Genomic DNA, 19,495 nt, shown 5'->3' on the forward strand with positions numbered 1-19,495 from the left:
TTCAGCCACGTTGTTTTGCATGAAAGGTCGATACGTTCGGCGCGCTGACCTGCGCCCATAGTGGCCTCGTATATATTGCGAATCTGACCAGTGAAGCTGCGGTGTTTTTGACTCTCTATCTAAGCGCAGAGAGATGGCTGTGCTGGATGAGCATTGTTCCGGTATCATCTGGCGCAATGATCAACGTTACGCGCAAATTGTTTGGTGTGAGTTGACCTTCTGTGGAGATCATGTCGCCTAAGAAAACAGCCGCAATCGTGTGAACTTGGTTAAACGCCCAATGACGGTTGATTGTGACTTCGAAATTGAATGTCGTGCCGTTCTCGCAGAACGAACGAAACTGATTGATTGCTCCGGCTTTGTCAGCGCTTAGTTGGCCATGAACTCCAAAGCCAGCCCACTCTTCTGACGTAATTTCATCTAGCAACTCAGCGCTACATTGCTCGAAAACCTGTTCAAACTGGGCAAGCCACTCAAGTGCGGATGATCTGTCGCTCGGCTCCTGTGCGCTGGCAGCAGAAGCAATGCTCAAACAAACCGCGAGTTTCAGCATCTGCATCCTAGGCATTGCGATCCATCTTCGTTGTGCTTTCGGCGGCCTGCCAGATTGTCATGGCAGTAATAACTAATGCCACAACCAGCATTGAAAACGCAGCAGCGGCCCAGCCTGCAACAATCTCCCCTGTAGCAAGCCAACTGAATGCGGTCATAGTCAAAAAAGCCAATGCAAGCATCCAAAAGATAATGGCAGAAAAACGCAATCCACCGATCATTTTTATGATAGCCCTCATGCATACTCCAATGCTGTCGTATGTGGCACCGACCTACACGAGTGACAGCTTAAGTTTGAAGCGCCCCACCCTGCAAGCAGTGGTGTGGTCATGATAGCTGCGCCTAGGCAATTTCCTTTTACCCCCTCTGCTCGATGGTGGGAGTTGATATTTACAATTCGGACAAGGTCGAATTCGGGAAGCCAAATTCCAATTAGCTAATCGCTCGATATAACGTCGACCGGGACACCCCCAACTGATCCGCAATCGACTGCATCGAGTGACCACCAGAAGATTTCAACTTCTTGGCCATCTGAATCTGATTGTCGGTCAATGCAACGGGACGCCCCAACCGTATTCCTTTTGCCTTCGCATTTGCCAGACCGGAACGAGTGCGTTCACCGATTAGTGCCCGCTCATATTCAGCCAGCGCCCCAAATACATGGAACACCAACCTTCCCCCAGCAGTAGTCGTGTTGATATCTTCTGTGAGTGAAATGAAACCGACATTCTGATCACCCAGATGATCCACGGTTTCAATCAGTTGTCGGAGGGAGCGCGCAAGCCGGTCCATTTTCCAGACCACCAGCACATCACCTTCACGGAGGTATTTCAGGGCTTCTAGAAGCTTCGGCCGATCACGCTGGGCACCTGATGCAGATTCTTCGAAGATCATCTGACAGCCTGCTTCTTTCAAAGCGGCAATCTGCATCTCGTTTGATTGATCTTCGGTGCTTACCCGGGCGTAACCGACCTTCATGAATTCTCCTGTGCCAAAAACGGCTTCTGCAAATGGTGACACAGTTTGGAATTTCAAGAGGGTTTTTGACACAGCGAATGGATTGATATCCGATCCCCCGGTGGTCACTAGATGGTCGTGTCAGTTACGGTCGTTTTTGGGCCGCCGGTTTTTTGTGTCCAAATGGATTTTCACATTCGAACTTGCCGCAACTGATATTGATTCACATCAATTTTGTGAAAATGCTTCTCATTCTTTCAAGTATTTCCGTTTTTCGCCGATTTATTTGAAAAATCGCCCTGCTCTCGTTTGACGCTCCTGTCTTTGCGGGCCTAACATCCGCTTGCGAGGTATTCGGCCTTCGGGCTGACAGGCAAAAAAATCAGGGAGGCCCACTCACATGGCCAAAAAAGGTAAACTCAGCCGTCGTTCTTTTCTAACTCGCGTTGCTGGAACGACGCTAGCGGCAGGCGCCGCAGCTAGCATTACAGGTGTTGCTCTCGCTCAGAACAGAACCGGACGGACCGATTCCGACACCGGCAACAGTGCCGACCGCGCTGGTTATGGTAGAACCGGCGTTACCGACAGCGATACCGGCGGCAATTCTGACCGTGCCGGCTATGGCCGGGGAAGTTCTGTGGATCGTACCGGCTCAGGGCGCAACTGCTCGGACAGCGACTCAGGCAGCTATGCTGACCGTGCCGGCTATGGCCGTCGCTGCAACGATTCCGATCGCTAATTTTTCTGGTCTCGGCGGCTAGTCCTCCGAACCAATCTTGTAGAGAAACCGGTCGTTTTTGACCAAGTGACTATTCGCCTTGATCTTTTGACCGAGCAGGAGGATCGCCCTCTTTACGTACTCCCATCGCTATCAGACGTCGCCTTAGTCCAGTGGGGTGACCATGAGTGCGTTGATATTCGGCTTCACGCTGCCGTCTGCTTTCCGTTCGCGACGTAGACTCTAAGCCCATGAGTCTGACGCGGATCAAATTCTCTATCGGTTCAATCAGCAGGACTTGTCCGCCATCAGTGAAAAAAGCGCCCCCAAACAGGAGCGGAAGTAACAATGCCGTCACCCAAGGCAGGTCCATGTAAAGGCGCAGAAATGCAATGACACAAAAACTAATAAGCGAGCCTAGAACGCAGGCTATGACAAACGCGAAGAATAATGCGGCGCTTGCTCGTTTTTGCCATTCAACGCCGTCTTTGGGCACAGTACCCTTGTCCTCTTGATTGTGCATGATCAGCTCAACCCTCGGCCGGGCAAGGCCATGAATTCAAGACTGCCGGGAACCCGTAATTTTAGCGACATCGGTTTTCTGTGATTCTAGTTGTATATTGACCTATCGACCCGAGGCCAATTTCGGCCCTCCGATTGTCTACATTGTCACGGTCGACAATCGGAAACGGGACGAAAACACCTTCATCGCAACGACCTTGCGATCCATAGAGTTGTTCGCCTTGTGTCCGCCAATGCACGCGGTCAACAAAAAGGGCATACTGTTGAGGCGATAACACGTTGGCCGAAAACAACCCGTCAATGACCTCCATGCCATTCTGAGCGAGCCATACCTGATTATGATGGTGTTGCATCAGCAGCCAAATGCCGACGCCAACATCACTCGAAATGTAACCCGCGTTGGGCGCAATCAAATCGCCGCAATTTTCAATAATCTGTTGAACCAGTTCGTCGTGGGCCATGCTGACGTGATAAGCTGCGTTATCGGTATATAATGTCAGCCTCTCTCCAAGCGGGGGATTTCCGATTCCGGGTGACCAATTTCGCCTAAGCAATTGGTCAACTTCGGCAGCAGCAAGCACCTGTTCGAACCTATTTTCACAAAGGACTATCCGGTCTCGTTCAACTTCATCAGCCTTTTCTGGCGCCAGAGCTGTTTCAGCGACGGTCGCTTGCATGCTGGCCAACACGATAATCCAAACAATGCTTGGCATGTCCCATACTTTCAATCTGCTCGTAAACTAAAAACCGACCTAACGCGCTTCCGGTTACATCAGGCGCAAGACCGGACCTTTTGCGTTGAACGAAGGCAATTCACACCACCACCCTTATAGTTGAGTTGCTCCCAAAACTTCGCAATAGTTGCAAGCTATTTTGAACACAACGGCCGTATCCACATAACCGCAGGGGCAATAATGATTGAAAATGCGTTGATCGCTATCGGTTTCGTGATGGCATTGGATGGCGCCGTCGAATGTCCGGAATCGGAGTCCTATTGCATTCTCGACACCGAAATCCCGGCGGAAGTCCTCGCGGAGCAACTCCAAGGGTTGGATGAAACCTATTGGGTAGAAGGCAACACACTATTTGCGGCTGCTAGGCGGGAAAGTGAAAGTGTATTTTTTTGCTGTGCGGTTCAAACGTCTATGCGGCGGGCCGGCGATAGCGATTATTGGTATGTAGCAGTCGAAGTGCCACGGATCAGCGAAGCCATTCTTGATATTTTTCCAATACCGTTTGATTTGCCCGGGCGCCGCCAGCCATTCCAACCATTAGAATACTGGGGGCCTGATGCACCCCCGCGTGTAGATCGAAATCCGGTTACAGAAATCCACGTCACCGACCAAGCGATAGATAGCGAATCTCTAAACGCGATCCGTCAAATTTCAATCTACGAACCGCCTGAACTTGCTGGTTCTGAAAATCATCCGGTAGTTTTTTTGGCTGATGGGCAAGGCACAGGCGTTTTTGCAGCAATTGCCCAGTCCCTTATAGAGGCTTGCCGAATTGAACCGGTCCTTCTCGTCGGCCTCTGGCATGGGAATGTTGAAGGCGAACATTATCCCGGAAATGCTTCTGACCCAAGAAGTCATGACTATCTCTGGGGTGTCGATGGCGGTCATTTCGAACAATACGAGGCTTTCTTCTTGAACGACGTAATGCCGCTAGTCGAACGACGGTATAATGCCAGCGATGAGCCCAGTCGTAGGGCGCTGTTTGGCAATTCAAGTGGCGGGGCATGGGCATTATCCACCGGCCTCAGAAATCCTGAAACATTTGGCACAATTGCAGCAGCATCAACGGTATGGCGGCGATCTATCAATGCAGCACCCCCGACCGAAGGCCCACGCTACATTTTCACGACCGGGCTCCTTGACCAACGTGCACAAACTGCGTTGGACGATATTATGACCGGCTTTGCCGAGACCGGAGCTGACCATGAATCCCGCACATTGGTTGCTGGCCATTCTCCACTCGTTGCGTATCGAGCCTTCGCTGATTTGCTTTTGAGTGAGTTTCCTGCCGCCGAGGATGCTGGTTGCGGGCCCGATGAATGAAGTCCTCCCCTTAACGCATTCGAGCAATCATTGATGATAATCTCGTTTCTAATCGCGGCATTCACCGCTTCGTCTGATTGCCCTCTCGAAATACCGAGCATCTCGGCTGTTCAAACCGATGAAAGCCATCAAGATTTGGTAGAGGCCTATCATGAGGACTTAGTCGAACGGCTAAGGCATCTTGAATCTCCAACGGAAGAGCCGACGAATGCGTGGGAGTATTTCCTATCGGCCGACCAAACAACCGCGGACGAGCGAGCCAGTTGCCTTTTGAACCTTGTTTCGCACGACATGTATATCCGATTGGAATTGGGGCGACTTGGACAGGAAGCGGCACCAGAAGACGAACGTCGCCAGTACATGATCAGCGCCTCACGCACGATGGCAGCGATAGATCAACGAAACCGGGAGTGGCTGCGTGGCCAAGTCGAAAATCATGGTTGGTTTTCCATCAGCGGGTTTGGTGAAGACGCTGACCAAGCCGCTTTTCTGATCGTTCAACACGCGGACGGTGACATCGCATTCCAACAAGAGATGCTCGATTTGCTATTGCCGCTGGCGGCGTCAGGCGAGACAAGTGTCATCGGCTTCTCCTACTTGATGGACCGCGTGGCCGTGAATACCGGCGAGCGACAACTTTATGGGACACAAGGTTGGTGTACTGGTCCCAATAGTTGGGAGCCACGCGAGTACGAAGGATCGAGGCAAGATGTTGATGGACGACGACAGGCTATCGGTCTTCAACCGCTAGAAAACTACATCTCTCACATTGCCCAAAATTGCACTACTGATCAGCGATACTGAGCAGCCAGAATCATCGTTGATGGCTCTCGCATGGATCAAAATTCCAGTGCCCGGACACGATTCTTCTTGGCCCTGACATGGTTTTAGTGGCGCCATGTTCAGAACAGGCGAGCCTCGATTCGATTGGCGAGTTACCTAATGAAAGAAAAGCCAAAGCCGGAAAAGAAATCGGAGTCCTTGGAGATCAGGGTAGCACCACATGAAAAGGCTGCCTTTCTACAAGCATGCCGAAATTTGGGCCTCACAGCTAGCAACGTTCTTCGTCAATCAATGCGGGCATTTGTCCTGCGCCAAACCAACCTTCTTCCTCGAAAAGGGATAGCGATGATCACAACAGCTTTGATCGGAGTCTTCGGATGGGTAATGCTTGGCTCGTATCAGGCGGGCGCAGCCCCAATTAATACGGATGTCGATTTACAATTTCATTACGTCGATGAAAGCGGAACTCTATCTCGCCGCCGAATGTCGGCGCAATTGGATATGGAGTTGGGGGAAACCGTTTCGATGTATGTGAACGATGACGGCCCTTTATCGATTGCCAGTTTTTTTGATGCGCCAGAATCTATGGAGGGCTCACGTATCCGTATCGATCTCACCGCAAGGGCCGCATCTGTCGATGATCAAGTGACTTATAATGCGATCCTTCGTCTGATAGGCGCCGATGGAGAATTTGTTGGTGAACCTATCGAACCTGAGCTGACAGTAAAATATGGGTCACAAGCCGAAATTGTCATCGGGTTTGAAGTCTTTGGCGCATCTGATGAGATGTTGGAAATCAGCCTCCAGCCGAATGTCAGATAAATCCCTCGAGGCGAACATTTAACTCTGCCGGTCATTGATCAAAACATCAGCCGAGGCGGCGCTTTTATCAATTCGACAGCCCATCCGACGACGCCACGACGATTGACGCATTGTCCCTCAACCGGGATCGAAACACATGCTGATCATTCACCGACTTGATGTGCTCCAAGATCGCTTGAAAGTCAGATCGACAATTCGTGCCAATTTTAAACAAGGTCGACGAAGTAACATTGGCACCATCTGAGGCGGCCTCATCTGGCAGCACTAATTCCTCAGCAAATACGGGTTCGATGCAATTGATAGAAATGAACTCGCCATTCTTCTTTAGCTCGACAATGGGCTGGTCGTTGTAGAGGTATCGATCCCCGCGTAATTTCACGTGTCCGGCGTGGAAAATCAGCAGATTGCTTTGCTTTAAAAGGGTGAGTTCAAAGCAGTCCTGCACCCGCATTTTTTGTTGATCTCGTATATTGAATAATTTCACCAAAATTCTCCTTCCCTCTATTTAGGGCCGGTCGCCATTTGAGTGTTCCCGAGGCCTCTAGAATGCCTCTGAGTGGCCAATTCTCTCGGTTAATCGGGGGAAGTATGAACGCCTCGATGCGGAAAATCGTACAAAGCTAGTAGAGCCAAAGTGCAAAAAAATGGGCCGGAACTTTCATTCCGACCCTCTAGATATTGATGGGAGCCATCAAAGAAAATCTGAAAAGAACTTGGAACCTAGTTTTTGCTTCTTGTCGGCCTTCTCTTCGAATATGCCCGCAGCCCATGCCTCTATCTCCGAGGGTTTCCAGACCTTGTGACCCAGCCCCCTGATCCGGGCTGATCGTTAGTAGAGTCTGTTCGCCTTTCTTTCTGGTTTTGGTTCAAGGTTCAAGGCCCGGTGAGCGGAGCCCATGCGTAGCTCAGGCGAACCGGGCCGGTGTTTGCGGGTTTGCTGGGCGTAGATGACCGGGGCCAGCCCTCCCAGCGAGGTGTGGGGCCGGCAGGTATTGTAGTCGATCCGCCAAGCCTCGATCAGGGTTCGCGCTTCGGAGAGTGACGAGAACAGGTGCTCGTTCAGGCACTCGTCCCGCAGGCGGCCATTGAAGCTCTCCACGAAGCCATTCTGCTGGGGCTTTCCCGGGGCGATGTAATGCCATTCGACACCGCGCTCTTTCTGCCAGCGTAGGATGGCGTGGCTTGTCAGCTCCGTGCCATTGTCCGAGACGATCATGGCCGGCTTGCCGCGCCGGGCGATGATCCGGTCCAGTTCCCGGCCCACGCGCACGCCCGAGAGCGAGGTGTCGACCGTGATCGCCAGTGCTTCACGGGTGAAGTCGTCCACCACGCACAGGGTGCGGAAGCGACGCCCGTCGGTAAGCGCATCCGCCACGAAGTCCAGGCTCCAGCGCTGGTTGGCGCCGCTCGGCAGCAGCATGGGACGGCGCGTTCCCGTGGCCCGCTTGCGGCCCCGGCGTCGGCGTACCGCCAGACCTTCCTCGCGGTAGATACGGTAAAGCTTCTTGTGGTTCGCATTCAGCCCCTCCCGGGCCAGAAGAATGCCCAGACGGCGATAGCCGAAGCGGCGACGTTCGCCAGCCAGGTCGCGCAACCGCTCACGTAGACGCTCATCGCCCGCATCGCGCTTGCGATACTGGAAGGTCGAGCGGTCCAGCCGGACCAACCGGCACGCCCGACGCTCGCTCAGCCCGTGCGCCTCCACCAGGTGACGCGCGACCCGCCGCTTCACATCGGGCGTTAGAAGTTTTTTGAGGCGAGATCCTTCAGCGCCGCATTGTCCAGCATCTGCTCGGCCAGTAACCGCTTCAGCTTGGCATTCTCTGCTTCCAGCGTCCGTAGACGCTGAGCATCCGACACCGTCATGCCGCCGAACTTGGCCTTGTACTTGTAAAAGGTCGCGTCCGAGATGCCGTACTTGCGGCATAGCTCCTTCGTCGTGACACCCGCTTCGTGCTCGCGGAGCATCCCGATAATCTGTTCTTCCGAATAACGGCTCTTGCGCATCGTCCATCCTCTTCTCGATGGACTCTACCATCCCGTGGCCGGAATTCAGGGGGCTGGGTCAACAGCTGATGAGCCCATCATCCGGATGCGATCTGGTACACCATATAAAAACAAAGACACTTTCGCGAAAGACTTCCGAAAAGTTCGAAACCTTGCATTCAAAGCCGACGTTCGGACCTTCAAGGACATACGCCGATCAGGCAATCTCGAGGCAGACTTGGGCGATGCATCAGCGGAAGATCGAGCGGAGATTCTTGCTAACACCCTTCATAAGAGCGGGTATCTTGAAGCCACTTATACACCGGCCACTGTAGCCCGCGGAAAAAAGATTCGGGACAACCGGGCTGCCGGCCGCGCCCTGCTCGAGGCCGAAAAAAAAGCCAAGAGTCGGAACGATGATGAGAAATAGAGTCGGAACGAGTCGGAATGGAGCGCGCCACTTCCTGCATATTATTGATTTTATTGCAGGAAATGGCGCGAGTGACGGGACTCGAACCCGCGGCCTCCGGCGTGACAGGCCGGCGCTCTAACCAACTGAGCTACACCCGCGTGGCCATTCCATCCCTTTCGGGAAGGCGCGTTGTCTACGCAAGGCCGCGCCCGTGGTCAAGCGCGTTTCGCGGCATAGTGCAGGCCCAATGTGCAGTTTGTCCCATCGCGCCGCGACACGCTCCGCCGCGCGCAAATCCGGCCGTGCGGGTACAGCCTGAAAATCGGTCAAAAAGTGTGTTGCCGGTAAGCTTTCGCTCTTGCTCCTGGCTTGCCAAGCCGAAGCTCGCGCCAGCGAGCGAAGGCCCCTGCCGGGGCCATCCGCGCCTAAATTTGATCCACCGGATCAAATTTTCTGCCACGGCAGACCGTCTTGGAATGGTGGGCGGTGAGGGGTTCGAACCCCCGACCCTCTCGGTGTAAACGAGATGCTCTCCCAGCTGAGCTAACCGCCCGGTTGATCGCTAGATAGACTCTTTATTCGCGTTCGTGAAGTACCGATGACGGTGCGAGCCGATCTGCCCCGTAACAGCCGAGGATTCGCAGCCGGGTGGTGCAGTTTTCCAGCTCCGTCAGTGCGCGTTTGCACTCCGGTGCGTTCATATTAGACTCGATATCGAGGAAGAACATCTCCTCCCACGGCGCGCCGGGGACCGGACGGCTTTCCAGCCGCGCCAGATTGATTCCCCCGTCCCGGAAGGCGGCCAGCCCATCGACGAGCGCGCCGGGCGTATGCTTGGTGGCAAACACAATGGTCGTCTTGCACGGCAGGCCGGGCGCCGGCGGCTTGGGCGATTTCGCGAGGGAGACGAAGCGTGTGTAATTCTCTCCGGCATCGCTGGCCTGATCATCAATCACATTCAGGCCGAACAGGCGGGCTGCATCCGCGCCGGCAATCGCCGCAGTCTGTCCGCCCTCCTCCATTGCATGTTCCAATGCCCGCGTCGACGAACTGGCGAAACGCTGGGTGATACCGTCCAGCCCCGACAGGAAGCGCCGGCATTGGGCCAGGGCCTGCGGATGGCCGTAAATCGTGGAAATGCCGCTCAGCGACTTGCCCCTCCCCACGACGCAATGGCGAACGCGGTAGTGATGCTCTCCAGCGATCTCGAGCTGGGTATCCAACAGCAGGTCATAAACTTCGTTGATGCTGCCGGTCGTGGTGTTTTCAATCGGCAGGAAGGCGTAATCGGCCTCGCCCTCCTCGACCGCCCGAACGATGGAGGAAAAATCGCGGCGCACGACCGGCGCCATCGCCGAATGCCGACCGGCAAAGTGCGCCAGGGCAGCAAAATGCGAATAACTGCCGGGACCACCGAGATAGGCCACGCGCGCCTCGCCTTCTGCCTCCATCGCGCGGGCATCCAGTTCGGCGCGTTGACCGCTGAGGGAAAGCTCGATCAGCGTCTGGTAAAGGCGCTCGACGGCGGACGGGTCGAGCCCGAGTGCGGCGCCATTCTCGATGGCCGCCCGGAGCACGTCCCGCTCCCGGGCCGTGTCTCGCACCGCGGCACCGCTCTGCGCCTTGGCGCGGGCGACCTGAATGCCAAGCGAGGCCCGCTTTGCACACAGACGTAAAATATCGCGATCCGTGTCGTCGATCTCGGCGCGCAAATTTTCCAGCGTATTCTTCGGCATGTCCGGTCCATCCTGCTTCTGCGTGATCGTTAGCAGGTGCAGCAAAAATGGAAAGCCCGTGCAGTCATGCGGACAAGAAAAACGCCGCCCCGATAACGGGACGGCGCTTCTTACTCAGCATTTGTATTCAGATCAGTGCGCGATCGGGCTGCCGGCTGCCGTGCCGCCGGATGGTGACGTCGACAGCGCCGCCAAGGCTGCGTCATCGGCTTCCGTCCATTCGGCCGGAACGATCGGGCTCACCAGTGCATTCTCCAGCACTTCCTCGATTGTGGAGACCGGGATGATCGTCAGACCGGCTTTCACATTATCGGGAATCTCGGCGAGATCCTTTTCATTCTCGGACGGGATCAGCACCGTCTTCACGCCGCCACGCAGCGCCGCGAGCAGCTTTTCCTTCAATCCGCCAATGGGCAGCACTCGGCCGCGCAATGTGATTTCGCCTGTCATGGCGACGTCCTTGCGCACCGGGATCTGATTGAGCACCGAGACAATGGCGGTCATCATGCCGATACCGGCGGACGGGCCATCTTTCGGCGTTGCGCCTTCCGGCACATGGACGTGGATGTCCGTCGCCCGGAAGACGGTGGGCTTCACGCCCAGCTTGGGCGCCCTCGCCTGCACGAAGGAATTGGCCGCCGAAATCGACTCCTTCATCACATCGCGCAGATTGCCCGTGACGGTCATCTTGCCCCGGCCCGCCATCTTGACGGCCTCGATGGTGAGGAGATCGCCACCGACCTCGGTCCAGGCCAGACCGGTGACCACACCGATCTTGTCCTCGCCCTCGGTTTCGCCAAAGCGATGTTTGCGGACACCGGCAAAGTCGCCGAGATTGTCCGACGTGATGGTGACAGACTTCGTTTCACCGCCTTCAATCCGGCGCACGGACTTCCGGGCCAGATTGGCGAGTTCACGTTCCAGGCTGCGGACACCCGCTTCGCGCGTGTAATAGCGGATCAGATCGCGAATGGCGCTTTCCTCGACCGAAAACTCTTCCGGTTTGAGGGCATGGTTCTTGATCTGCTTGGGCAGCAGGTGACGGGTCGCAATCTCGACCTTCTCGTCCTCGGTGTAACCCGCGATCCGGATAATCTCCATCCGGTCGAGAAGCGGTTGCGGCATGTTCAGCGAGTTCGCCGTCGTCACAAACATGATGTCCGACAGATCATAGTCCACTTCCAGATAGTGATCTGCGAAGGTGGAATTCTGTTCCGGATCAAGCACTTCCAGCAGGGCCGCCGACGGATCGCCGCGATAGTCCGCGCCGAGCTTGTCGATCTCGTCCAGCAGGAAGAGCGGATTGGTCGACTTTTTCTTCTTCAGCGACTGGATGATGCGCCCCGGCATGGAGCCGATATAGGTGCGGCGGTGACCGCGAATCTCGGCTTCATCTCTCACACCACCCAAAGACATGCGAACAAACTCACGGCCCGTTGATTTGGCAATGGATTTGCCCAGCGAGGTCTTGCCAACGCCGGGAGGCCCCACAAGACAAAGGATCGGACCTTTCAGTTTCTTGGCGCGGGCCTGAACAGCGAGATGCTCCAGGATGCGTTCCTTGACCTTGTCGAGGCCATAATGATCCGCATTGAGCGTGTCCTCGGCCTTCTTCAGGTCGTGCTTGAGGCGCTTGCGCTTGCCCCAGGGCAGTGACGTCATCCAGTCGAGATAATTGCGCACAACCGTCGCTTCGGCTGACATCGGGCTCATCTGCTTGAGCTTGCGGAATTCTGCATCCGCCTTCTCGCGGGCTTCCTTCGAGAGCTTGGTCTTCTCGATCTTGGCCTCGATCTCGGCCATCTCCTCACGGCTATCATCAGGCTCACCCAGCTCGCGCTGGATCGCCTTCATCTGCTCGTTGAGATAATATTCGCGCTGCGTCTTCTCCATCTGGCGTTTGACGCGGCTACGGATTTTCTTTTCGACCTGAAGGACGGAAATCTCGCCTTCCATGAGGCCCATCACCTGCTCCAGACGACGCGCAACATCACGCTGTTCCAGAAGGTTCTGTTTTTCAGCAATCTTGACGGCCAGGTGCGCGGAAATCGCATCGGCCAGCTTTGCCGGATCCGTAACTTCCTTGATGGTGGCAAGCGCGTCCGGCGGCACTTTCTTGTTCAGCTTGACATAGTCATCAAACTTCACGGCCGCAGCGCGCATCAGCGCCTCCATCTCGGAGGCATCGCCGATTTCCTCGCTCAGAATGGTCGCTTCGGCCTCGAAATAGGCGGCATTGTCGAGATAGCGCTCGATTTCAATGCGGGCCCCGCCCTCGACCAGCACCTTGACGGTGCCATCGGGCAGCTTCAGCAATTGCAGGACGGACGCGATGACGCCGGTCGTGTGAATATTCGCGGGCGACGGGTCGTCGTCTCCGGCATTTTTCTGGGTGGCGAGCAAAATCTGCTTGTCGGCCCGCATCACCTCTTCCAGCGCGGCGACGGATTTCTCGCGGCCAACGAAGAGCGGCACGATCATGTGTGGAAACACAACAATGTCGCGCAGGGGCAAGAGCGGAAGGATTTTGGTCTCGGTCATATGCGTCTAAACTCCTGACAAATAGGCCGCTGGCGCACCATGCTGATGCGATTCGCAGCCTCGCAAGCGCGGTGATGACGCGGCTTGCACAGCTTTCCCAGCTTGAAACTCAAATGGTTGTCGCAGGTCCCGAATTCAACCGGTTGCCTGCGCGAAACCGTCAGGACGCGGTCGGCCGCTTGTCTTTTTTCTCTGACGCTTCGTTTTCAACGTAGATGAAGAGCGGCTTCGCACCACCATTGACCACATCCCCATTGACGACGACTTCGTCAACGCCTTCCAGGCCCGGAAGGTCAAACATGGTTTCCAGCAGAATGCCTTCCATGATCGAGCGCAGACCGCGCGCGCCGGTTTTGCGCGTGATGGCCTTCTTGGCGATCGCGGCATAGGCATCGTCGGTGAAGGTCAGCGTTGCGCCTTCCATCTCGAACAGGCGCTGATACTGCTTGACCAAGGCGTTCTTCGGCTCGGTCAGGATCTGGATCAGGGCGTCTTCATCAAGGTCTTCGAGTGTGGCGATCACCGGCAGACGGCCGACAAATTCCGGGATCAGACCGAAACGCTGCAGATCATCCGGCTCGCATTCGCGCAGGATATCGCCCGTGCGGCGGTCATCGGCATCCTTCACGTCGGCCCCAAAGCCGATGGAAGAACCTTTGCCGCGTTGCGAAATCACCTTCTCAAGGCCGGCGAAGGCGCCGCCCACGATGAACAGGATGTTGGTCGTATCGACTTGCAGGAATTCCTGCTGTGGATGCTTGCGGCCACCTTGTGGCGGCACACTTGCAACAGTGCCTTCCATAATCTTCAGCAATGCCTGTTGGACGCCCTCGCCCGATACGTCTCGCGTAATCGAAGGGTTATCAGACTTGCGGGTGATCTTGTCGACCTCATCAATATAGACGATGCCGCGCTGCGCGCGCTCCACATTATAATCGGCTGACTGAAGCAGCTTCAGAACGATATTTTCGACGTCCTCACCGACATAACCGGCTTCGGTCAGCGTCGTGGCATCGGCCATTGTGAACGGCACATCGATGATCCGCGCGAGCGTTTGAGCCAGCAGCGTTTTACCGCAACCGGTCGGCCCGATCAGCAGGATGTTCGACTTGGACAGCTCGACATCCTGGTTTTGCGTGGCGTGATTGAGACGCTTGTAATGGTTATGGACCGCGACCGAGAGGACGCGCTTGGCCCAGTCCTGACCGATGACATAATCGTTCAGGACCTTGTAAATCTCTGTCGGTGTCGGAACGCCTTCCTTGCCCTTGACCAGCGAGGTTTTGTTTTCCTCGCGGATGATGTCCATGCAAAGCTCGACACATTCGTCGCATATGAAGACGGTCGGCCCCGCAATAAGTTTGCGCACCTCGTGTTGGCTTTTGCCGCAAAACGAGCAGTAAAGCGTATTCTTGGCTTCGCCGCCGTTATTTGATGACTTGCTCATTTCCCCACCTGTTCGTCACTCCGACACGTCGCACAATCGCTTCGCGCTTTCCGTTCGACCCCCGCAAGATCGGTGCCGAACGTTAGCGAAACGTAATCACACACCCAAATCGCTCCACTGCCAACCCGTGAGAACAGACTTAGATCAGTGGCTAAGGCCTCAGCCTTCGCCGCCTGCCGCGTCCTCGCGGGTGGCATAAACGTGGTCGATCAGCCCCCAATCCCGCGCCTCTTCCGAGGACATGAAGGTGTCGCGATCCAGTTTCGCCTCGACCTCATCATAGGTCTGACCGGTGTGTTTTACGTAAATTTCGTTCAACCGCTTCTTCGTCTTGATGATATCTTCCGCATGGCGCTGGATATCCGAAGCCTGACCGCGGAAGCCGCCCGATGGCTGGTGCACCATGATGCGCGAATTCGGTGTGGCCGAGCGCATGTCGGGATGTCCGCCGCACAGCAGCAGCGAGCCCATGGACGCGGCCATGCCCATGCAGGCGGTCGCGACGGGGCTGCGGATGTATTGCATCGTGTCGTAGATCGCCATGCCGGAAGTCACCACGCCGCCCGGCGAGTTGATGTACATGGCGATTTCCTTTTTCGGATTTTCCGATTCCAGGAACAGCAATTGCGCGACAATCAGGCTGGCCATGTTATCTTCGACCGGGCCCGTCACGAAAATGATGCGCTCCTTAAGCAGCCGCGAATAGATATCGTAGGCGCGTTCACCGCGGCTGGATTGCTCCACGACCATGGGAACAAGGTTCATCATCACTTCTTGAGGATCTTTCATCGCGCGCTCCAGCAGGCTTGCGGTCCGGGCAGGACGCCCGTCCGATTCGGCTATTCAGACTGGAGATAACTATCGCGACGCAAAACGCCCCGCGCAAGGCGGGGCGTCTTATCGATGTCAGCAAAGGTTAACGAGCGTTACTTTTTCTTGGCCGCTGTTTTCTTTGCCGGTGCCTTCTTGGCGGCTGGCTTTTTGGCTGCAGCCTTCTTGGCAGGGGCCTTCTTGGCCGCCGGCTTTTCTTCAGCCTTTGCAGCGGCTTTCTTGGCCGGTTCCTTCTTTGCCGGGGCTTTCTTGGCAGCCGCCTTCTTCTTGGCCGGCGCTCTCTTCGCACCGGACAGAATGTCGTCCTCGTCCGAGAACAGAGCTTCGCGGCTGACCGGCGTGTCGGTTACCTTGGCCAGTTCCAGCACATAATCGACGACTTTTTCCTCGTAGATCGGCGCGCGGACCTGAGCGACGGCGTTCGGGTTCTTGGTGTAGAACTCGACGACCTGCTGTTCCTGACCCGGATAACGCTGGGCTTCCTGGTTGATGGCGCGGGCGATTTCTTCCTGCGTGACTTCCACGCCGGATTTCTGACCGATTTTCGCCAGAACCAGACCCAGACGCACGCGGCGCTCGGCGATCGTGCGGTATTCGGCTTTCAGCTCGTCTTCGGACTTGTCCTTGTCTTCATCATCCAGCTGGCCCTGCTCCATGGCATGGCTGACTTCGCGCCAGATGTTTTCAAACTCGGCATCCACCATCGATGCCGGCAGATCGAATTCCTTGTCCGTATCCAGAGAATCCAGCAGCGAACGCTTGGCCCGCATGCGGGACTGAGCGGCGTGTTCGCGTTCGAAACGCTGCTTCAGGGCGTCCTTCAGGGATTCCAGCGATTCCAGACCGAGGCGCTTGGCCAGTTCATCGTCGATCTTGGATTCAGCCGGGGCCTCGACCGCCTTGACGGTGGTTTCGAATACAGCCTCTTTGCCGGCCAGATGCTGGGCCTGATACTCTTTCGGGAAGGTGACTTTCAGCTCGATTTCGTCGCCCTTCTTGGCGCCTTTGAGCTGTTCTTCAAATCCCGGAATGAAAGCGCCATCGCCAATGACGACACGGGCATCCTGCGCGGAGCCACCTTCGAAGACTTCACCGTCCATCTTGCCGACAAAGTCGACCAGAACCGCATCGCCGTCTTCAGCCTTGGCCGCCTTGCCCTTTTTCTCTTCAAAGGCACGGCTTTCTTTCGCCAGCTCGGCCAGCGCCTCATCGATCTGCGCATCCTCGACCTCGGCCACGGGGCGCGTGATCTTCAGCGATTTCGGATCCGGCGCCTCGAAGGACGGCATGATGTCGAGCTCGATCTTGAACTCGAAATCAGATCCGGAAATCAGCGCTTTCGGATCGCTCTTGATCTCGATCTTCGGCTGGGAGGCCGGCTCGATGGAACGCTCTTTCAGCGTGGAATCGATGGATTGCGGCAGCAATTCGTCGTTCAGAAGATCGCCGAGGATGGACTCACCAAAAACCTTCTTGATGTGCGCGGCCGGCACCTTGCCCGGGCGGAAGCCCTTCAGGCGCACTTGCGGGCGGATTTCCATGATTTTGGCGTCGAGGCGAGCCTGCAGATCCTTGGACGGGATCACAATCTCGAAAGTGCGGCTCAAGCCTTCGGCGGCTTTTTCTGTAACTTGCATTTAAACGGTCCTGGCAAGGTTGGCGATCAGCGGGGCAATGCGACTCCGCCGCGTTGAAGGCGCGGGTTATGTCATGGTGCCCTTTGCTATGCAACGGCAATGCGGCAGCTAATGCATCAGTCGCTTCAATCTGGTTGAATCGCCAAAGGTAGCCAGCCAGATCAGCGCATTGGTTATTCCTTTAATGACGCCGGTATAACTAGACGCGGCCATGCATTCGGGATCATAGCCCGCCTGCCCGGCCTTCTTGTGTTCGATTTCCTCGACACGGATTTCGCGGATCAGATTTGCCAGCGCGTCATCGCGGCCTTCCAGATAGGAAATTTGTTCGTTGAGGTGTCCATGGACGGCCTCCTCAATGGCGGCCGTGCACGCCATCACGCCGCGATTGCCTCCCGCCAAACTGACAAGACCAAGCAAGAAGCCCCCGCAAACCCAGATAAATGTCGCCGGGCAGACCGCTACCCGTCTTTCCAGCATGGCCTTGCGAAATTTTGTTGCATGCTCGCGCTCATGACCCACGGCGTGCTCCAGAAAAGCCGCCGTCTCGTTGGCCAGAATGCCTTTAAACATGAGCTGCGCGGAGTAAATTGCTATCGCGCCGCGTTCGCCAGCATAATTCACGCGGAGAATTCGCGCCCGGGTTCGTTCCAGTGGCAGTGAGATATCCGGCTTGATTGCGATCACTATTCTACCCTTCAGATCGGCGCTATTGCCTGATTGTTATTAAAAAGGCGCAATCCCTGGACAATTGAAAGGTGGCAACATGACCCACAGAGTTTACAGGATGAGTTTTGCCAGCGTTTACCCCCTTTACGTCGCAAAGGCGGAGAGGAAGGGCCGGACGAAAGCTGAAGTGGACGAGATCATTTTCTGGCTGACCGGATATGACGGCAAGGTTCTGGCTGAAGCCCTGAACGACAAGCGCGACATCGAAGCCTTCATCGCGAGTGCGCCCCGCCTTAATCCGGACCGCGCGCTCATAAAGGGCGTGGTGTGCGGTGTACGGGTCGAGGAGGTCGAAGAGGACCTGATGCGTGAGATCCGCTATCTCGACAAGCTGATCGACGAGCTTGCGCGCGGCAAGGCGATGGAGAAGATTTTGCGGACGCCGGTATAGTCAGTGAGCGAAAGCCCCTGCCGGGGTATTCCGCGCCTGAATTTGAATCATCGGCCCGCCTCCGCCAAGGCTACGGCGCGGCAGCCTTCGCGCTGGAATGGTTTACCCAGCCGAAGCTCTCGAAGAGAGCGAAGGCCCCTGCCGGGGCATTCTCCGTTTAAATTGATCCACTGGATCAATTTTTTTGCCTCCGGCAGGCCAACTTCGAATGGTGCGGATGAAAGGAATCGAACCTTCACGCCTTGCGGCACTGGAACCTAAATCCAGCGCGTCTACCAGTTCCGCCACATCCGCACGATATCTGGTGGCGGGGTTCATAGTGCGAACCCGCCTCGCCGCGCAACCGCTTTTGCTCAGGGCGCCAGGAATGACCCGCTATTGTCGGGCTGGCCCCAGTATCGCAGGTAATGGATGTCGTGTTCCGGCACCGGGTGGGTATAGCCGCCGCAATCAATCGTGCGGAGGATATCGTGGATCACTGTCAGCCGGGCGGTGCGCTTGTCATCGGCTTTCACTACACGCCATGGCAGGGGCTGGCAGGTCTCGATCAGCATGCGGTTGCGGGCGGCTGAATAATCCGCCCATTTTTCCACGGCGACCGCGTCAATCGGGCTGATCTTCCAAGTTTTCAGCGGGTTTTGCCGGCGATCCTCCAGGCGCTCTATCTGCTCCGGTTTTGAGACGTCCAGATAGTATTTGAGCAGCATCAAGCCGTCATCGATCAGGATTTTTTCAAATGACCCGACATCGGACAGGAAGCTTTCATACTGGGCGTCCGTGCAATACCCCATGACTTTCTCGACGCCGGCCCGGTTATACCAGGACCGGTTGAACAGAACGGTTTCACCTTCCGCCGGAAGATAGGAGGTCCAGCGCTGGAAATACCAGGAAGAGCGGTCGCGCTCGCTGGGTTTTCCCAAGGCGATGACCCGGGTTTCGCGCGGGCTCTGATGTTCGGTGATCCGCTTGATCGTGCCATCCTTGCCGGAGGCATCCCGCCCCTCGAGGATGATCAGAAGACGTTTTCCCTGAGAGATGACATGGCGCTGCAAGTCGACGAGATTGATCTGCGCCTGCCGCAATGCGGCGCGATATATCTCCTTGTCCATTTCGGCCTCTCTGCTTTCCCGGTGAGCAGTCTGGGCCAAAACCGGGGTCAGGACCAGTGCGCCGCGTCATCGCTCTCAGGCGCGTCGAGCTCCGGCTGGATAAAGATAGAACGCTCGCCCGGATTATCGAACCATCCTTCATTGCGCGCATAGGCCAGCGAGAAGACCAGCGCCAGACACGCTGCGATGGTCAGACAGATGAGTGCGATGCCTGTGCGAATGGCGTCCCGCATGTCAGGTCAGCCTCCCCGGATCGTCCTGCCAG

20 protein-coding genes and 3 tRNA genes are annotated in these 19,495 nt (G+C 56.1%); 5 read left to right on the forward strand and 18 right to left on the reverse strand.

Annotation, left to right across the window (positions count from 1 at the left end):
* Positions 1-115: 115 nt before the first annotated feature.
* From P0D52_RS07110 to P0D52_RS07130, 5 genes are all read right to left on the reverse strand, one after another.
* On the reverse strand, positions 116-553 hold the full coding sequence (locus P0D52_RS07110; RefSeq protein ID WP_394694722.1) for a hypothetical protein: 438 nt from the start codon (positions 551-553) through the stop codon (positions 116-118).
* Between the two features lie 7 nt (positions 554-560).
* Entirely contained in the window at positions 561-791 is a 231-nt protein-coding gene (locus tag P0D52_RS07115; RefSeq protein WP_394694723.1) for a hypothetical protein, read from the reverse strand.
* 193 nt (positions 792-984) lie between these two features.
* Positions 985-1,530 (reverse strand): recombinase family protein, encoded by a 546-nt coding sequence (locus P0D52_RS07120; RefSeq protein WP_394694774.1) that lies wholly within the window; start codon positions 1,528-1,530, stop codon positions 985-987.
* Positions 1,531-2,318: 788 nt separating this feature from the next.
* Positions 2,319-2,750, reverse strand: coding sequence for a hypothetical protein (locus tag P0D52_RS07125; protein WP_394694724.1), 432 nt, complete (start codon positions 2,748-2,750; stop codon positions 2,319-2,321).
* Between the two features lie 61 nt (positions 2,751-2,811).
* Positions 2,812-3,462 (reverse strand): DUF6624 domain-containing protein, encoded by a 651-nt coding sequence (locus tag P0D52_RS07130; protein WP_394694725.1) that lies wholly within the window; start codon positions 3,460-3,462, stop codon positions 2,812-2,814.
* Positions 3,463-3,663: 201 nt separating this feature from the next.
* Here P0D52_RS07130 and P0D52_RS07135 point away from each other — a divergent pair, with 201 nt between their 5' ends.
* The 3 genes from P0D52_RS07135 (at position 3,664) to P0D52_RS07145 (ending at position 6,411) form a co-directional block, all read left to right on the forward strand.
* Positions 3,664-4,806, forward strand: a complete 1,143-nt coding sequence (locus tag P0D52_RS07135) for an alpha/beta hydrolase (RefSeq protein ID WP_394694726.1) — start codon at positions 3,664-3,666, stop codon at positions 4,804-4,806.
* A 33-nt stretch (positions 4,807-4,839) separates the two neighbouring features.
* The gene (locus P0D52_RS07140; protein ID WP_394694727.1) at positions 4,840-5,610 is read left to right on the forward strand and encodes a DUF6624 domain-containing protein; all 771 of its coding nucleotides are present in this window, start codon (positions 4,840-4,842) and stop codon (positions 5,608-5,610) included.
* A 138-nt stretch (positions 5,611-5,748) separates the two neighbouring features.
* Entirely contained in the window at positions 5,749-6,411 is a 663-nt protein-coding gene (locus tag P0D52_RS07145) for a hypothetical protein (protein ID WP_394694728.1), read from the forward strand.
* Between the two features lie 67 nt (positions 6,412-6,478).
* Here P0D52_RS07145 and P0D52_RS07150 read toward each other — a convergent pair whose 3' ends face one another.
* Both P0D52_RS07150 and P0D52_RS07155 read right to left on the reverse strand, forming a co-directional pair.
* Positions 6,479-6,895, reverse strand: a complete 417-nt coding sequence (locus tag P0D52_RS07150) for a hypothetical protein (RefSeq protein ID WP_394694729.1) — start codon at positions 6,893-6,895, stop codon at positions 6,479-6,481.
* A gap of 345 nt (positions 6,896-7,240) precedes the next feature.
* Positions 7,241-8,418, reverse strand: a protein-coding gene (locus P0D52_RS07155) for an IS3 family transposase (RefSeq protein ID WP_394692869.1) whose coding sequence is annotated in 2 segments (ribosomal slippage) — positions 7,241-8,166 and positions 8,166-8,418 — 1,179 coding nt in all. Because the reading frame shifts where the segments join, the coding sequence is not laid out codon by codon here.
* Between P0D52_RS07155 and P0D52_RS07160 the strand changes: the two genes are divergently transcribed.
* Positions 8,411-8,827, forward strand: coding sequence for a hypothetical protein (locus P0D52_RS07160; protein ID WP_394694730.1), 417 nt, complete (start codon positions 8,411-8,413; stop codon positions 8,825-8,827). The genes P0D52_RS07155 and P0D52_RS07160 overlap by 8 nt on opposite strands.
* Positions 8,828-8,890: 63 nt before the next feature.
* Here P0D52_RS07160 and P0D52_RS07165 read toward each other — a convergent pair.
* The 8 genes from P0D52_RS07165 to P0D52_RS07200 form a co-directional block, all read right to left on the reverse strand.
* Positions 8,891-8,967: transfer RNA gene (locus P0D52_RS07165), tRNA-Asp, on the reverse strand.
* Between the two features lie 319 nt (positions 8,968-9,286).
* A tRNA-Val gene (locus P0D52_RS07170) sits at positions 9,287-9,362 on the reverse strand.
* Between the two features lie 22 nt (positions 9,363-9,384).
* A complete protein-coding gene (locus P0D52_RS07175; RefSeq protein ID WP_394694731.1) occupies positions 9,385-10,545 on the reverse strand; it encodes a prephenate dehydratase domain-containing protein in 1,161 nt (386 codons plus the stop codon).
* 132 nt (positions 10,546-10,677) lie between these two features.
* Entirely contained in the window at positions 10,678-13,086 is a 2,409-nt protein-coding gene (gene lon, locus P0D52_RS07180) for an endopeptidase La (protein WP_394694732.1), read from the reverse strand.
* A gap of 160 nt (positions 13,087-13,246) precedes the next feature.
* Positions 13,247-14,533 carry an ATP-dependent Clp protease ATP-binding subunit ClpX gene (clpX, locus tag P0D52_RS07185; protein ID WP_394694733.1) on the reverse strand — a complete coding sequence of 429 codons (1,287 nt, stop codon included), beginning with the start codon at positions 14,531-14,533 and terminating at the stop codon, positions 13,247-13,249.
* Between the two features lie 159 nt (positions 14,534-14,692).
* Complete coding sequence (locus tag P0D52_RS07190; RefSeq protein ID WP_394694734.1) at positions 14,693-15,322, reverse strand: ATP-dependent Clp protease proteolytic subunit; 630 nt, start codon at positions 15,320-15,322, stop codon at positions 14,693-14,695.
* Positions 15,323-15,459: 137 nt separating this feature from the next.
* Positions 15,460-17,001 (reverse strand): trigger factor, encoded by a 1,542-nt coding sequence (tig, locus tag P0D52_RS07195; protein ID WP_394694735.1) that lies wholly within the window; start codon positions 16,999-17,001, stop codon positions 15,460-15,462.
* A gap of 108 nt (positions 17,002-17,109) precedes the next feature.
* On the reverse strand, positions 17,110-17,688 hold the full coding sequence (locus tag P0D52_RS07200; protein WP_394694736.1) for a demethoxyubiquinone hydroxylase family protein: 579 nt from the start codon (positions 17,686-17,688) through the stop codon (positions 17,110-17,112).
* A gap of 79 nt (positions 17,689-17,767) precedes the next feature.
* Here P0D52_RS07200 and P0D52_RS07205 point away from each other — a divergent pair, with 79 nt between their 5' ends.
* A complete protein-coding gene (locus P0D52_RS07205; protein ID WP_394694737.1) occupies positions 17,768-18,121 on the forward strand; it encodes a DUF2200 domain-containing protein in 354 nt (117 codons plus the stop codon).
* Between the two features lie 209 nt (positions 18,122-18,330).
* Here the strand turns inward: P0D52_RS07205 and P0D52_RS07210 are convergent.
* From P0D52_RS07210 to P0D52_RS07220, 3 genes are all read right to left on the reverse strand, one after another.
* Positions 18,331-18,415, reverse strand: a tRNA-Leu gene (locus P0D52_RS07210).
* Between the two features lie 59 nt (positions 18,416-18,474).
* On the reverse strand, positions 18,475-19,230 hold the full coding sequence (gene ppk2 / locus P0D52_RS07215; RefSeq protein WP_394694738.1) for a polyphosphate kinase 2: 756 nt from the start codon (positions 19,228-19,230) through the stop codon (positions 18,475-18,477).
* Positions 19,231-19,277: 47 nt separating this feature from the next.
* Positions 19,278-19,463, reverse strand: coding sequence for a hypothetical protein (locus P0D52_RS07220; RefSeq protein ID WP_394694739.1), 186 nt, complete (start codon positions 19,461-19,463; stop codon positions 19,278-19,280).
* Between the last annotated feature and the right edge of the window lie 32 nt (positions 19,464-19,495).

The organism is Hyphobacterium sp., from assembly GCF_043584775.1.
Lineage (GTDB): Bacteria > Pseudomonadota > Alphaproteobacteria > Caulobacterales > Maricaulaceae > Hyphobacterium.

Bases quoted from the DNA above. Each gene is read 5' to 3' on its own strand.
- P0D52_RS07110 (WP_394694722.1), bottom strand. From the start codon at position 553: ATGCTGAAACTCGCGGTTTGTTTGAGCATTGCTTCTGCTGCCAGCGCA.
- P0D52_RS07115 (WP_394694723.1), bottom strand. From the start codon at position 791: ATGAGGGCTATCATAAAAATGATCGGTGGATTGCGTTTTTCTGCCATT.
- P0D52_RS07120 (WP_394694774.1), bottom strand. From the start codon at position 1,530: ATGAAGGTCGGTTACGCCCGGGTAAGCACCGAAGATCAATCAAACGAG.
- P0D52_RS07125 (WP_394694724.1), bottom strand. From the start codon at position 2,750: ATGCACAATCAAGAGGACAAGGGTACTGTGCCCAAAGACGGCGTTGAA.
- P0D52_RS07130 (WP_394694725.1), bottom strand. From the start codon at position 3,462: ATGCCAAGCATTGTTTGGATTATCGTGTTGGCCAGCATGCAAGCGACC.
- P0D52_RS07135 (WP_394694726.1), top strand. From the start codon at position 3,664: ATGATTGAAAATGCGTTGATCGCTATCGGTTTCGTGATGGCATTGGAT.
- P0D52_RS07140 (WP_394694727.1), top strand. From the start codon at position 4,840: ATGATAATCTCGTTTCTAATCGCGGCATTCACCGCTTCGTCTGATTGC.
- P0D52_RS07145 (WP_394694728.1), top strand. From the start codon at position 5,749: ATGAAAGAAAAGCCAAAGCCGGAAAAGAAATCGGAGTCCTTGGAGATC.
- P0D52_RS07175 (WP_394694731.1), bottom strand. From the start codon at position 10,545: ATGCCGAAGAATACGCTGGAAAATTTGCGCGCCGAGATCGACGACACG.
- lon (WP_394694732.1), bottom strand. From the start codon at position 13,086: ATGACCGAGACCAAAATCCTTCCGCTCTTGCCCCTGCGCGACATTGTT.
- clpX (WP_394694733.1), bottom strand. From the start codon at position 14,533: ATGAGCAAGTCATCAAATAACGGCGGCGAAGCCAAGAATACGCTTTAC.
- P0D52_RS07190 (WP_394694734.1), bottom strand. From the start codon at position 15,322: ATGAAAGATCCTCAAGAAGTGATGATGAACCTTGTTCCCATGGTCGTG.
- tig (WP_394694735.1), bottom strand. From the start codon at position 17,001: ATGCAAGTTACAGAAAAAGCCGCCGAAGGCTTGAGCCGCACTTTCGAG.
- P0D52_RS07205 (WP_394694737.1), top strand. From the start codon at position 17,768: ATGACCCACAGAGTTTACAGGATGAGTTTTGCCAGCGTTTACCCCCTT.
- ppk2 (WP_394694738.1), bottom strand. From the start codon at position 19,230: ATGGACAAGGAGATATATCGCGCCGCATTGCGGCAGGCGCAGATCAAT.
- P0D52_RS07220 (WP_394694739.1), bottom strand. From the start codon at position 19,463: ATGCGGGACGCCATTCGCACAGGCATCGCACTCATCTGTCTGACCATC.